The sequence below is a fragment of the Bradyrhizobium sp. BWA-3-5 genome, assembly GCF_032917985.1.
In the GTDB taxonomy this organism is placed as follows: Bacteria; Pseudomonadota; Alphaproteobacteria; order Rhizobiales; family Xanthobacteraceae; genus Bradyrhizobium.
The window spans coordinates 5,775,109-5,789,024 of record NZ_CP136626.1; the positions used below are offsets into that span (position 1 = coordinate 5,775,109).

General features: G+C 59.5%; 13 protein-coding genes and 1 pseudogene. 6 read left to right on the top strand and 8 right to left on the bottom strand.

Annotated features, from left to right (window positions below; genetic code table 11):
• Positions 1 to 7: 7 nt before the first annotated feature.
• Positions 8 to 1,386, top strand: a pseudogene (locus RX331_RS39080) (IS110 family transposase).
• 960 nt (positions 1,387 to 2,346) lie between these two features.
• Here the strand turns inward: RX331_RS39080 and RX331_RS27875 are convergent.
• The 5 genes from RX331_RS27875 to RX331_RS27895 all read right to left on the bottom strand — a co-directional run bounded on the left by RX331_RS27875 (position 2,347) and on the right by RX331_RS27895 (position 10,069).
• On the bottom strand, positions 2,347 to 3,963 hold the full coding sequence (locus RX331_RS27875) for an outer membrane beta-barrel protein (protein ID WP_317252809.1): 1,617 nt from the start codon (positions 3,961 to 3,963) through the stop codon (positions 2,347 to 2,349).
• A gap of 1,679 nt (positions 3,964 to 5,642) precedes the next feature.
• Entirely contained in the window at positions 5,643 to 6,038 is a 396-nt protein-coding gene (locus RX331_RS27880; protein ID WP_317252810.1) for a helix-turn-helix domain-containing protein, read from the bottom strand.
• Positions 6,023 to 6,352, bottom strand: a complete 330-nt coding sequence (locus RX331_RS27885) for a Fic family protein (RefSeq protein WP_317252811.1) — start codon at positions 6,350 to 6,352, stop codon at positions 6,023 to 6,025. Before RX331_RS27885 ends, RX331_RS27880 begins: the two co-directional genes overlap by 16 nt.
• A 1-nt stretch (position 6,353) precedes the next feature.
• Positions 6,354 to 6,746, bottom strand: coding sequence for a Fic/DOC family N-terminal domain-containing protein (locus RX331_RS27890; RefSeq protein WP_317252812.1), 393 nt, complete (start codon positions 6,744 to 6,746; stop codon positions 6,354 to 6,356).
• Between the two features lie 1,757 nt (positions 6,747 to 8,503).
• On the bottom strand, positions 8,504 to 10,069 hold the full coding sequence (locus RX331_RS27895; protein ID WP_317252813.1) for a tyrosine-type recombinase/integrase: 1,566 nt from the start codon (positions 10,067 to 10,069) through the stop codon (positions 8,504 to 8,506).
• A 100-nt stretch (positions 10,070 to 10,169) separates the two neighbouring features.
• Between RX331_RS27895 and RX331_RS27900 the strand changes: the two genes are divergently transcribed.
• Entirely contained in the window at positions 10,170 to 10,391 is a 222-nt protein-coding gene (locus RX331_RS27900; protein ID WP_317252814.1) for a hypothetical protein, read from the top strand.
• 38 nt (positions 10,392 to 10,429) lie between these two features.
• Complete coding sequence (locus RX331_RS27905; protein WP_317252815.1) at positions 10,430 to 10,828, top strand: hypothetical protein; 399 nt, start codon at positions 10,430 to 10,432, stop codon at positions 10,826 to 10,828.
• A 137-nt stretch (positions 10,829 to 10,965) separates the two neighbouring features.
• Here the strand turns inward: RX331_RS27905 and RX331_RS27910 are convergent, their stop codons facing one another.
• Together RX331_RS27910 and RX331_RS27915 are read right to left on the bottom strand one after the other, a co-directional pair.
• Positions 10,966 to 11,100, bottom strand: a complete 135-nt coding sequence (locus RX331_RS27910) for a hypothetical protein (RefSeq protein WP_317252816.1) — start codon at positions 11,098 to 11,100, stop codon at positions 10,966 to 10,968.
• Complete coding sequence (locus RX331_RS27915) at positions 11,100 to 11,570, bottom strand: group III truncated hemoglobin (RefSeq protein WP_410708021.1); 471 nt, start codon at positions 11,568 to 11,570, stop codon at positions 11,100 to 11,102. The genes RX331_RS27910 and RX331_RS27915 overlap by 1 nt, the downstream gene beginning before the upstream one ends.
• A gap of 83 nt (positions 11,571 to 11,653) precedes the next feature.
• Here RX331_RS27915 and RX331_RS27920 point away from each other — a divergent pair, with 83 nt between their 5' ends.
• Together RX331_RS27920 and RX331_RS27925 are read left to right on the top strand one after the other, a co-directional pair.
• A complete protein-coding gene (locus RX331_RS27920) occupies positions 11,654 to 12,082 on the top strand; it encodes an Rrf2 family transcriptional regulator (protein WP_317252817.1) in 429 nt (142 codons plus the stop codon).
• Between the two features lie 29 nt (positions 12,083 to 12,111).
• Entirely contained in the window at positions 12,112 to 12,402 is a 291-nt protein-coding gene (locus RX331_RS27925; protein ID WP_317252818.1) for a DUF6522 family protein, read from the top strand.
• A gap of 3 nt (positions 12,403 to 12,405) precedes the next feature.
• Here the strand turns inward: RX331_RS27925 and RX331_RS27930 are convergent, their stop codons facing one another.
• On the bottom strand, positions 12,406 to 13,086 hold the full coding sequence (locus RX331_RS27930) for an SET domain-containing protein (RefSeq protein ID WP_317252819.1): 681 nt from the start codon (positions 13,084 to 13,086) through the stop codon (positions 12,406 to 12,408).
• A 156-nt stretch (positions 13,087 to 13,242) separates the two neighbouring features.
• Between RX331_RS27930 and RX331_RS27935 the strand changes: the two genes are divergently transcribed.
• Positions 13,243 to 13,866, top strand: a complete 624-nt coding sequence (locus tag RX331_RS27935) for a hypothetical protein (RefSeq protein WP_317252820.1) — start codon at positions 13,243 to 13,245, stop codon at positions 13,864 to 13,866.
• The last annotated feature ends 50 nt before the right edge of the window (positions 13,867 to 13,916 follow it).

Sequence of the window (13,916 nt, forward strand, 5' to 3'; positions counted from 1 at the left end):
TGGATATATGAGCCCCAAAAGATCGAAGTCGAGGAACGGTGGTAAGATGCCGATGGTGCACCCGAACGCGGGTGCCATCGACGTCGGAGCGACTATGGATATGGCTGGTGTGAGGGCAGATCGCGCACCGGAGCCAGTCCGCAGCTTCGGTACCTTCACGGCCGATCTGCATCGGGTTGGTCGACTGGTTTACTGAATGCGGCGTCGAGACCGTCGTCATGGAATCGACCAGCGTCTACTGGATTCCGATTTTCGAGCTTCTGCCCGAGGATTTACCGTGTTGCTTGTCAACGCGCGCGATGCCAAGCACGTGCCGGGGCGCAAGGCCGATGTCAGCGATGCGCAATGGCTGCAGCGGCTCCATTCATTCGGGTTGCTGCGGGCCAGCTTTCGGCCCAAAGGCAAGATTGCCGAGCTGCGAGCCTACGTGCGTCAGCGCGAGCGTCTGCTGGAGTACGCGGGCTCACACATCCAGCATATGCAGAAGGCCTTAACGGAGATGAATCTTCAGCTGCACCACGTTGTCGCCGACATCACCGGCGCGACCGGCCTCCGTATCATACGGGCGATCCTTGCCGGCGACCGCGATCCGGAGGCGCTGGCTTGCTTGCGCCATTACAGTTGCCACTCCAGCGCCGAGACGATCGCGGAGGCGCTCACCGGAAGCTATCGCGCCGAGCATCTGTTTGCGCTCGAGCAAGCACTTGCGCTTTACGACGCCCACCACGAGAAGGCATCTGCCTGCGACGCCCGGATCGAAGCCGTGTTGAAGGAACTGAGCATCCATCGCGGTCGTACCATGGATCAGCGCCGCGGGCCTCGCGGCGTCGGAACCGAACCGATCAGGCGAACGCTCCAGCTTTCGACGTCCGCGAGGCGCTGTTCGCGTTGCTCGGAAAGGACATCACCACGATCGACGGCCCTCGGTTCTTACCTCTCGCTGAAGCTGATCGCTGAATGCGGCGACGACCTCTCCTCGTGGCCAAGTGCAAAGCATTTTACCTCGTGGCTGGGAATGGCGCCGAGTAACAAGGTCTCCGGCGGCAAAATGCTCTGGTCCCGAACCCGCCGATCCGGCGGCCGGGCGGCGGCACTTCTGCACCTTGCTGCCGTGACCGTGGGTCGTACGGACACCGCGCTCGGCGCCTTTTAAGACGGCTCTCAGCGCGCATCGGCAAGGCCAAGGCCGTGACCACCACGGCCCGCAAGATCGCAGTTCTGTTCTACAATGCTGTGCGATACGGAATGGACTATGTCGATCCGGGGGCCTCGTCCTACGAGACGCGTTACCGAACGCGAGTAGTCAACAATTTACATCGGCTTGCCAAGGCATTCGGCTTTGTTCTCCAGCCCTTGGAGCCGAAAGTCGGTGCCGCCGTTTCTTAGGAATCGTTCTCCAGCGTCAGCTCCCCGATCTTGGTGCGTTGGAGCGGGGCGGCTTCGGCCGAACCAAGGCTTACAAGCTGATCAAGAAGGGGAAGATCATCGCCTACAAAATGGAGGGCCAGACCATGGTCGGTGCCGATTCCATTGACGCTTATCACATGTCCCTTCCGCGCATTAAGCCGAGCACATGACGGAAGGCGCAAACTAGGCTAGTTTGCGCAGTTTTCAAGGATTCCCGTGATCGGCAGAATCTTTCTTGGATCTGCAAAGCTGTCGATCCGGTCAGCCCAGTGCTGCATCAGCTTCGTGCGCGAGCCGACGGTCGTGAAAGATAGGCGATGTGCCAGAGCTTTGAAGCGGCCTTGCCCGGTCTGTTTGTGCCGCAGCGGCGCGATCTGCTCGTTCTCGATTCTCCGCGGCGTATGTCAAGGCTGATCCTGCTAGTGTCTCCCCCGCTGCCCGGCGCTCCGCCGCACAAGGATCGACCCGTGCTGATCCAGCTCATGGCGCGGCACCCTCGATCGGTTCACCGGAGGTCCTCGCGAAATGATGCGCCGTATATCGCAGCAGCGTCGAACAATACGTCGCCGCGATGTCATGTCCGAGCCCGCAAAGCGAGGCTGTCCATCGGGATCCGTTGACTGCGCTCATGACGGTTGTGTTCCAAGCCGTCGGCAACGCACCGGGCCGAACCTCACTGAGGTGAATTTCGGCTTCGGCCAACGGATCGACGAGCATTCTGTTGTCCCATTGGGATGATCTTGTGCGGGGCCAGCAGCTCCGCTCGCTTGCCCATGCTGTTGATCAACATCGGGTTTTCACACATGGGGGTCGACGCTGGATAAGGGCGCAGTCGCGCGATACCATCGGCATTGGCGCCAGATTTGGCGCCGACCTCGATGGTCAGCAGTAGGGCTCAGGATGGGATCGAAGAGCCTGGAGCCTGGCTGCTGGTACCTTTCAATCGAACCTATAGGACGCCTGAAAGAACGTACCCCAGCGCTCCATGCTGTACTTCGCAAATGAGGGCAGGTGCTCGAAGCAGCCATTGCTGCAACCCATGGAGACGGCGTCCTTTTTGGTCCACATGGCCCAATAGCGGACACCAACGCCAATGCTGATGTTGTCGCTGAGGAAATAGGACAGCACGCCTTCAAGCTGGACTCCGCCGCCACCATTGCCGCGTTGTTCCGAAAAGGTGGTCTCGGGGCGAAGAAGGTGATTGTCGCGCCCGATGAAATCGGTCCAGGACAAGTAAGCGACATCGACGTTCAGGCGCCAGCGCTCGGTCAGCATGGTTTCGGCGCTCAGGCCGATTCGAGGCGCATTCCATTGCGTATCCTGGCTGCCAACGATCCTGTTGTCACCTGGGTCAAGACATCGATGCCGCGGATTAGCGAACTCGACGCAACCAATCCCGTCCGAGTTCTGGCCGTAATAGGTCCAGCCTATAAATCCACCGACTTTGTAGTTCGTACTGCGCAGGAGATCGTAACCGACGTCGGCCGTGTAATATGTGAACCTTCCGTTTGACTGACCTTGAAGGGTGTTTTGGTAGGGCCGCTCCTTGTGGGGCAGCCAATCTTCATCGTTCATCTTCCCTTTGTCGAAACGCCCGGTACCAAGGTTGCTCTTCAGGAACACTCCCCAGGGACTGTCAAGACGGCCGAATAGCTCGCCGGAAAGTCCGTCCAGTCCGTGATAAGTGAGCCTCGATATGAGTATGCTGGGGTCTTCAAGTTCGCGATACTGCGCTGGGCTGTGATCCCACTGGAATCGTCCGCGGCTGAGCCAGAGCCGCGAGCCGCCTTCGAATGACCAACCGTCCACGTGGGGAATGGGCCGCACGCTGGCCGGTCCCTTCGCGTACAGCGGCGCATTGGACCATTGTGCGGCCTTTGGCTCCGTGTCAAAATGGTAGTTCAGGCCAATCTTTCCGATGTGATAGCTGCTGGACAGATCGGTAGTGTTCGCCGGCAGAATTGCGGGCGGTGGCAATTGTACTGTCGAAGCCGTCGCGACACCCGGCCCGCCAAAATGCAGATAGTCATACTCGAGGTTCACGGACCATGCGGGCGTAAGGGCTTGCTCGACGCCCAGCCCGATGACGCCACCGATCCTACCATAGTCGAAATGGGTTTTCCCCTGTAGGCCGCGTCGGTTTTCAAAGTTGTTGACGACGTCGCCTTGATTGTTTTGCCAGGCTACGCCTCCCTTGAGATAGGCCAGCGTGTGGCCAAGTGCTCCGAAAGCGTAACCAACGCGGCCAGTCCCCATGGCGACGAGATTCGGGCCTGCGTTGCAGTTTGCGCTCACAACGAAGCCGGAGGGGGCGAGGCAGGTATTTGTGCCGTCAGAGACAGCACCGCTGGCATCCAGTTCGACGCCAAACACCCAGCTCTCCTTCTGCCAGTTGTAGCCGATCTGACCACCTCCGACGAACACTGGGGTATCGACGATGCCTCCATAGATTGATGGACCGAAGGGATTGCTGAAGGAGGTTCGGCCGTACCCACCGCCGACGTGTCCGCCAAGATAGCCGCCTCGCCAGTTCCACACCGCCGCGGGCAGTTTCACTTTTGGCTCAAGGTGCGCCCTGGCCGCACCGCTTGCGACGAGCGCAATTGTCGTGGCACCCCAAAAAAGAACTCTCGATTGCATCAAAGACTGCCTGCACTTTCCCGGATCACGACCCGGCTCCTTAAGTTATCGCCGCAGGGAAATCCTTGGGGAGACCAGACAGTGGCGTCAACCCGCGCCGGGTCCGCCCCGAACATCACCGCACTGCGATTGGTGATGAGGTCCTGACGAAGCAAGCTGCGTGCCGAACTGAATTCGTATTTTTTGCAGGAATTTCGTAAGAGTGTGTCGCGTCAACTTCCAACAGTTGTCTCAAAGCTGACAATCGAAGCGCCCGACAGTCTCTCAATCGCGCAGTGCATGTGCGAGGCGACCCTGATGGGGCGGCATCCAAGTTTTGTGGAATGGCGCACGTCGACTGCTCCCAATTCTCCATAAGTCTTTTGAAATCCAAGTTGCAATTGGGGACCAAATAAAGCCCTTTATACTCGCGCAGCGCTTCCGCAATCTTTTGAACCCGCATTTTTTGTTCACGTTGAGGTGCTTGACAAACCGCCGCTACCAGCGCCGCAAGCCTTTCATCGGCCAGTAGCGGCATCGCTCCTCGTTCCTGCCGGTCTTGCTCTCGCCTTGCCTACCGGAAGTTTAAGGCTGAATGTCGCGGCGATCCCGACAAGATGCTCGTTCGATTCTTCCTCAACGAATCCTTGGGAATTCGTTGGAGCCGCCGTTTCGAAGGCAACGCATTCTTTCCGATGAAGCGAACCGGTCCTCGCCCGTCCTCGCGAGCTTTCAAATCGAAACGATCGGTCGCCTCACTCGTTCACCTGTGCCGACCAATCATCGAACGCACGAGAGGTTCTCCGCTCGAAGAAACTTAGCCGCGGCGATGCGCTTATCCGGCGCGCCGAAAAGGAAGTGCGACGTGTCCTCGGCCCGATCGAGCGCCTGCAAGCGGAGACTGCCTTATCGGAACTGCGACGTAATCGTCTCCGGAACCGAAGATCCGTCGAGCCCGGCACTGTCACTTGCATCGACGCCGAGACCCGCACGTTCGTCGGTAACGCTCGGATTGCCGACGAGGAAGTCGCGGGCATGGTCGGGGGAACGTACCGGTTGGCAACGATCGCGGTCGATTTGGCGACGGATCTGCTTTCTCGCCGCAGCAGACGCATCTCGGATATTCTGCGGATCCGCCGACGACTATGTCGCCGCAGGTACCGCCCTCGTCGGCTCGCTCTAGGCTGAGTTTTCGCGCCGATCGCGTCTTGCAGACCCGGCAATAGAATCTTCGGCATTAGAGGAGCCGAAGATGAGAGCCGTCGATTTCACAGCTTACTTCACGAAGAAGCTCGCGAAGCCCATCCAGATCGACGTCGAATTCCGAGAGGACCACTTCTTCTACGCCATAGAGCCTATGGCGGTCGCGGAAGACACAGTCCACGTTCCGGTCTCGACCAAATACGAGATGTGGTTCGGCGAAGGTAAAAAGAGAGGAATATATCGGCGAGTTCGCCGTCCCCCGTGCGCGACGGCGATACCGTCCAGAGCACCGCGATCGCTGTGGCCCACTTCGAAGTGGCAGCGAGAACATCGAGATCCGCGGCCATGACTACGATCGGATCGGCTATGCGAAGTACGTGGAACGCAGGGAAGATCCTCGAATATAACGCGGGTCACGGCCCTTTTGGGCCGGCCGAAACCTCGTCCGGATCAATCTCGTCCGGATCGACCTCGGCAAAGATAGGCTCTTCGCCGAACGGACGGTTAATGATAGCGAGAGCTTCGGGAGCGGCGTAGATTCGATTGCGCGCGTATCCGGTCCTCTCTTGCAGAATGCCGGCTTCTTGCAATTGCGCGATGCCCTGATTTATCTGTGCAGGCGAGATATCGAGCAGTTGGCCGAGCCGCTTCGCAGTCACGACCGGATAGTTATGAAGTTCGTCCAAGGCTCGCATGGCCGCAGATCCCTTTCGGAATTTTCGGCGCCGTCTCCAGCGCTCGGACAATTCCGAAAGTGCCGTCCGGGTTTGTATGAGTTCTTCGAGGGTACCGGTCACGGCGTCGGCCATGAAGGTGATGATGGGCTCCCAGTCGAGCCGTTGTTGAGCATCCTTAAGCGAAGCGTAGTACGCGCCTTTTTGCTTTCGATGTAAGGCGAAAGGTACAGCGGCACATGCTTCTCCGCCGCCATCATGAGCGGAAGTAGAAGGCGAGCGACACGTCCGTTGCCGTCGCGAAAGGGGTGCACTGCCTCGAAATGGGTGTGCGCGATCGCCATGCGCGTGATGAACCCTTGCGTCATCTGCTGCATCCCCTCGTTCCGTAAGTAATCGACCGTTTGCGCGAGGCAGTCGGGGACGTCGGCAGGAGGGGGAGGATTCAAACTAGAATATGCGATGTCTTTGTTTCCGCCTATCCAAACAACGCGTGCGGAGGTCGCCGGGAACGTCCTTATAGTCGGGGTCGTCCTTCATCACGGCGCGATGGAGATCCTTGATCAGGTCCATCGTGAAGACGCTGTAGCCGCCCTTGGCGGCTTTCGGGATGAATCCGTCCAAGGCAACGGCGTAGTTGCGGACTTGGCGCCCTTCGTGCCGGGCGCCCTCGTCACCCGACTCTTCGACGGAAAGCAGCTCGTCGAGAGTGCTCTGGGCACCCTCGATCGACGTGGAACTGACTGCCTCGCGTCTGGTAAGGACCCGACTGACGATGTAGGGGTCCTTCATCTGGGCCGCAATAGCGTCGACCTTGCCGAACGGCGCTTGGGCGGCTTCCAAGGCCTTTGTCGCTCCTCCAACGAACACACCATCCTCCGGGGGCAGGCGGGACTATCCCGTAATGGGAGTCGTAGGGCGGCGGCAGCTTCTTAAGGTTCTCGCGGATCGTGTGGCTGAGATCGCGGCGCTTCATGGGAACCCAGAAGAAAGGTTTATTTCCCTATCTATATTTTGGGTTTCTGCAAAAGCCATAAAACGCCGCAACGCGAGGTCGCTTTTTTTGGCTTCCGAGTGTCAGCCGGGGCTTTGTATTCCATTAACGAAGGCAACTGAAAGCGGCAACATGCCTGCCGGTCCCCCTCGGTGCTCCGGGAATCCCGCCCGATCAACCACCCGGTCACCGGGTGCATCCGCCCCGCACCTCGTCGTGCTGAAGGCCCCTGCAAGCCTCGGGCAAGCTGGCCCAGGGTCATGACCTGCACGCCGGGTTCGTTGCCACTCGGCATGTACTGCGAGAGTCGTATGAACGACCACCCTTCTGCTCACTACATCTGCCGACGAAAAGTCCGCCTTTGGTGCGCCTCGATCTGACAGTAGTTTGGCGCGCCTGAATCTTGAAAGCTGTGGAACACTCTCATTGGTTGAGCTCTTCTGCAACTTCGCGCAAGACGGCACAAGTCTCCAACACTTTTAAGGGTGGCAATCGGTAAAATAATGCCGCTTTTCCCGGAGCTACATACGCGTCCAGTGAGACTTCGCGGATGGTCAGCGCAAAGTCTTCGCGATTGCCGTCGCCGTGCCAACTAACTGCCCGTTCTGAAGTGCCCACTGCTTCTGAGCGAGCGCCTTTGGCACGAAGTCCGAAACCGAGGGGAACGAGATTGCCAGATTCCGCTGTCGCGCTTGGCTACGAAGGCGATTTTTTCTACGACCCGAGCTGCACGAGTGCCCGCGCTGCGGCTCGCAGAGGTGCAGTTCGCGCTAGGCGTCGAAGAAATGCCCGAGCAGCTCATCGATGAGGTCATCGAAACCCTGAGCCGGGCCGAGCCCCTGGACCGCGAAGGCGGGAGGGACCACGCGCAATTTTTTGGCCATCTCTCCGCATCACATCGTCACTTCACGTGATCCAGGAGCACCCGACTAGGGCAACTGTTAGCCTATCCAGTCCATCATGGCCAAAATTGTGCGAGCTTAAGCAAACAAAGGCGACGGCTTGATGCGTTCAGCAAAGTTGGTCAGACCCAAAACTGACGGGAAAATCCAGTCACCGGAAAATGATCGGCTGTTTCTTCTCCGATTTCACCGGCTCTCAATGATCCTCAGCTCTTTCAGCTGTCCCATAATGCTCGAAGCTTTCTTAGCTTTCAGCTTAGAAAGGAGCGAACGCCGTGATTGAATGAATCGACGCGGAGCTTTCTTCCCTGCCACTCGTTTTATCTTGCGATCACCGATCTTGCGGTCACCAATCTGGTGTCGAGAACCAAATTCACAAACATGTCAGGCACGCGCTGTTGCGAAAGCGCCGCCCGTTAGCCGCACGAGACCGCCGATGTTGATTCAATAGCGCGGCGGAGAGGAATGAACAGCCGAGCAGGGAGCGATCGATGGCGATGACGGACGAGCCCCGCCGAAAGCGGAACCTGATTCCTTTAAAAAAGGCGTTGGAGCGGGGTGGTTTCGGCCGGACCAAGGCCTACAAGTGATTAAGAAGGCCAAGATCATCGCCTACAAAATGGAGGGCCAGACCATGGTCGATGCCTCATCGAGGCGTATCATATGACACTCCCTCGCATTCAGCCGAGAACGTGAAGGCCCTCTTAATGCGCGCAGCTTTCAAGCATTGTCTTGATAGGCACAATCTTATTTGGGAGGGCAAAGCGATCGATCCGGTCAGCCCAATGCTGCATCAGCTTGGTCCGCGAGCCGATCAGGGCTAGCGGTCCGTGCCGTTTGTAGATCGCCTTTACCGAGTCACTTTCGAGATGCGCAAGTTGCAACTCGATGACGTCGCCGTCCCACGCCTTGGCTTCCTTTATCTCCTCATGGTGGCAAAGGGTCGAGAATGTAGTGCGAAAGCCATGGGCGCAATGTTCGGTCTTGGTATCGATGCCGAGTGCACGCAGCCGAGCACAAAGCGATCTACCGGACAGGGGTGCATCTTCGGCACAAGCGAATACGTAGCGCCGATTGCCGTTGATTTTCCGCACGCGTCGCAGGATAGCGACGGCTTGTCGCGACAGGGGCACGACATGATCCCAGCCGGTCTTCATCTTAGCAGCTGGAACAGTCCACCGTTCGGTATCCCAGTCTACTTCTGACCATTCCATTTTGTTGATCATGCCGGGGCGCGGAATGGTAAGTGCATCGAGCCGAAGGGCATCGCCAAGGACATCGCCGAATCTGGCTTTTGCCCATGTCGGCATGATCAGCCTGAACAGGCGAATCACATCCTGCGGATCGGTGAGGCCGGGCCGCGGCGTCGAGACGTTGACAATAAGCTGCTTCTTGCAGGCACGGAACGGATTGTAGCCATCCCCCTCGAGGTCAGCGTAGTCGCAAACTTGGGAACCGATACTGTGAACTCGGTCACGGGTCTCCAGTCTGCCTTCAGCTTGCATCGCCCGAAAGAAGGCGAGAACGTCGGGGCGCTTAATATCTTTCCGGCAGAGCTTGCCGAAGCGCCCCTTCAGATAACCAGCCCATCTTTCGAGCAGCGCGATGGTTTCAGGACTGCGAACTGTGACAAGTCTGCCGCGCTTGATCTTCTCGATCTTCTTCTCTGCGAGCCATTCATCGATCCACACGTCCAGAGGGCGTTCGGCCGCCTGACGATGTCTTTCGAACTGCTTTTCGACGGAAGGATCGACTGGTGGGCTTTGGGCGAGCAGCGCCTTTGCGATGTCGCGCTTCTGACGTGCAGTGGCGAGTGAAAAGGTGCCGTCGTTGCCATCGCCGTAAGGACCGATGGAGTAGGTCTTCTGTCGGCCATGAAAGCGATAGGCCATTTGCCAAAGCTTGGAGGCGGCTTTGCCCGGCCTGTTCAGGTCCGGCTTGATCAAGAGATAGAGACCGCCGCCTGTCACGTCAGAAATTTTCGTGGCGGTCCAACCGCCGTTCTCGAATTTCGGTTTGGCGGCGCGACAGTCGACGTCCGTCCTGATCTGCTGGGGCTTCGCTTGCTCGGCAACCTGACTGCGTGCCATCTGCTTCGATTTCTCGTGTCTCGGAAGATCGGAAATGTGCCGCGACGTTTGTTCTTCCGATACCAACAAAAATACCAACAAAGTCGGCGGCTGGACGCGAATGAGAACAAACAGTGACGAACATGAATGTACGCGGAAACCCCTATTTTTCAAGCTTTTCTGAGCGTGCGCAAACGCCATCGAACATTATAGAACGTCGCCGAACAGTCTACCTTTTTACGTCCGAGGTAATCGAAACGGGTCACCGGCTGGCTCATCTTGGGGGCACAGGAGATGACCCATGCTGATGCTTATCCTCTGCCGCGTTGCCGCCACCACGATCCCCCTCGTGATCAAGCTGGCCATCTGGCTCGTGGCACGTTCGCTGAACATGCCGCAACCCGTCGTGCACGACACCGGAATCTTCGTGTTCGTGCAGGTGCAGACGATTGAGAATCGCATCGGCAAGACGCTCTGCCCGATGCGGCTGCTGCGTCAGCTCCGGTCGCTGCTGCAACGCTGATACCCGTTCCAGAAGCCCCCATGAAAAGGAGAATCGTGATGATCCGCCCGTCCACCTTCCTGACCCGCGCCCTGCTCGCCGATGCCATCTTCAGCGGCGTCGCGGCGGTTGCCCTTACCCTCGGCGCTGGCGCGCTGGCGCCGTTCCTCAATTTGCCTGAGGTCCTGCTCCGCGAAACCGGCCTGTTCCTGATTGCCTATACGGCGCTGGTCGGCTGGCTCGCCACACGGTCGACGGCGGCAAAGGCGCTGGTCTTTCTGGTGATCGTCGGCAACGCGGCGTGGACGCTCGGCAGCATCGCGCTCTTGTTCTCCGGCGCGGTGTCGCCGAACCTGCTGGGTCAGGTCTTCATCGTGGCGCAGGCGATTGCCACCGGCGTGTTCGCGGAGCTGCAGTATATTGGGCTGCGCAAGAGCGGTCAGACCGTCGCGGCGTAACGCCCTCGTCATTGCGAGCCAACGGGTCGCGCGAACGCGCGCCCGATGACAGGCTCCGCGAAGCAATCCATGTCGCGGCGAAGCGGATAGGTGGATTGCTTCGTCGCTTTGCTCCTCGCAATGACGGAGCAAGCGCCTCAGCTCAAAATCAGCGCCGCAATCATCCCCGCAAACGTCAGCACCAGCCCGATGACCAGCATCGGCACCAAGCTGCTGCCGGAGCGCGGATCAGCCTGCTCCTTGTTCGTCACGACATGCGTGCGATACGCCATCACTGTGCTCCAGACTGGTTGCGTCGAAATCGTTCGCCCTTGCCCAGCATGACGCCGCGGGTTCCGGCGATGCCGAGTTCAAGACTTTGTGCGATCCGCCGTGCCCGCTCGACAAAATGCGCTTCGGCTTCACCCGGACAGATCTCCCGGGCAGTTTCTTCGAACAGCGCGAGCCAGCGGTCGAAATGGCCGCCGTCGATGGGCAGCGGGAGGTGCTTGGCCATGGGGGTGCCGTGATAGCGGCCCGTCATGAGCGCAACGGATGACCAGAACGCGCACATCTGCATTAGATGCGGTTCCCAGTCCTTGATGCGGGCCTTGAAGATTGGTCCCAGCACGGCGTCCTCGCGGACCTTGGCGTAGAAGCCGCGCACCAGGCGCTCGATCATCGCCTCATCGATGCCCGTCCGCTCCATGATCTCGGCGGTCAACTGCTCTCGACGCACCGGCCCTGCCACAATCGCTTCCATAATCGGGCCCTTAAATAGGTATTTTAAATACCTATTTAGACGGCTATAGATGAATTGCAAGCAGATATTTCGAAAGGGCTTCCATGCGCCTGACATCGTTTACCGATTTTGCGTTGCGCGCCCTGATGCGGCTGGCCGGCGAGCCTGAGCGCTCGTTTGCGACCAATGAGATCGCGGCCGAGTTCGGCATATCGCGCAACCATCTCGCCAAGGTGGTGCGCGACCTTGCCGACAGCGGCTTCATCTCGACCCAGCGCGGCGTCGGCGGCGGTTTCATGCTGGCTCGCCCCGCCCAGTCGATCACCATCGGCGAAGTGGTCCGCGCGCTGGAAGGGCCGCCGCTGGTCGAGTGTTTCCGCGAGGACGGCGGCAGTTGCGTGCTGAAGCCGCGCTGCCGGCTGAAGGCGAAGCTTGCGGCCGCGCGCGAGGCTTTCATGCGCGAGCTCGATGCGACCACATTGGCGGAATGCGCCTACCCCGCGCCGGCCCGGCGCGACCCCGTGCATGCATGAGGACTGCAACGAAGCATCAGGTGCGCCCCATGAAACCGATCGAGTTCGAAAACGGCACCGTCCAGATCGACGCATCCATCGTCGCCGAAGGCCTCGGCCTGACGCCCTCTCTGCTGCGGCAGGAGATGCGCGCCGGCAGGGTCACAAGCCTGGCCGAGCGCGGGATGGATGCGGATAGCGGCCGGCATCGCCTGACCTTCTTTTCCGAACATCGGCGGTTTCGTGTCGTGGTCGACGCAGCAGGCGCGATCATTCAGCGCTCGGCGGTGGACTTCGGCGATGCACGGCTGCCGAGATCGGTGCGCAAGCCCGGCGGATGAGGCCTAGGCCTGAAGGGCGGGCGCCGTGGCCGGCCGTTTCCGCCCCGCCGGCTTCTTGCCGGCAACTTTGGCCCGGCTGCCGCCGTTCAGCGACGCGCCATTCAGAGAATGGCCATTGAGCTTCTTCTTCGTCTTCCGCCCGGCCTTCGCCTTCAACTTCTCTTTCAGCTTCGCTTCCGCTTTGGCGAGCTTCTCGGCCTTCTTCAGCGCCTTGCGCTCTTCCCTGGCCTTCAGCTTCGCCTTCTCTGCCCGCGCCTCGGCGCGCTTCTTCTTGCGCTTCTTCTCGCAGGCGTCGCATTTGCAGCCGATCGGCTTAAGGTAGGCCTTGAAGTAATCGGTGCCGTAATCGTAGTTGATCTCCTCGCCCGGCTCGATGTTCTTGATGGCGCGGATGAACACCTTGCGCTTGCGAGGGCGAACGTCGGATTCCGCGTTGGGCCTGCAGGCGTGATTGATGTAGCGGGCGATATTTTCGCGGACCGAGCCGTCGATGGTCCAGCGGTTGGTGAGCTCGAACAGATATTTGTTCTCGATCTCGTCCTCTTCCTTTTTCTTCGAATCCAGCAATGGCCCGAAGTAGCGGATGATCTTGGTGCCCTTCTTGATCGGCTTGGTGGCAAAGAGGCCAAGTCCGGTACGGGATCGCCCGACACGATAGGGCTTATTTGAAGGAATAGACGGCATGACGACTGGGTGACTGCACGTTTGGATAAGGAAAGAAATGCGAAGCCGACCTTCTAGGACGATTCCACGGCAAAGTCAGGTGTTTCGTACCTTTGCCATGAACCTTCCCCAGATTGCGCACGTCTGATCCCTGGAAGTTCCATGCGAGAAGTGCAGATGAAACGCATTCCCCGCCGGCAGCTCGTCGCGCCGGCCGCCGCGGCCCTGTTCGCCGTTGCAATTTGCCTGATTTCACCGGCCGGCGCCCAAACATTCAGCAGCAGCTACACCTCGACCGCGCCGAAGGACTGCCGCACCATCGGCAAGCCCGGCGAAAACGGCAGCGTGGCGCAGGTGTGCCCCGGCAAATCGGACCTCGTGGTGCTGGTCAGCGAGGACGATTTGCGCCAGACCGTCTCGGTTGGGCCGAGCCGCGCCGCCGCGGCCAAGGAGCCGGCCGCGGAGACCTGGTTCGCCCCCTTCAATTCCACCGCCAACACCGTCGAATGGCGGGTGGTGGACGGCAGGCCGTTCGCGATCATCCAGCGCTGGATGATCGCCGACAGCGACCAGCCGGACAAAACCGGCACCCCCACCACGAAACCGATGCTAGCGGTGACCCGGCTGCCGCCGGGGCCGGTCTGCCATGTCGCCTATATCGATGGCCAGGCCAACCGCAACGCCAACGAGCTCGCCCGCCAGGCCGCGGACGAATTTGCCCGCGATTTCAAGTGCGGCAAGGACGAAGTAAAGGTAATCGGGGAACGCGGCCGCGCGGTGGACATGGCCAAGCCGCGATGAGATACAGTCCGGCACTTTATCGCCGTATTAACGTCAAAGCTTCAGGCTTG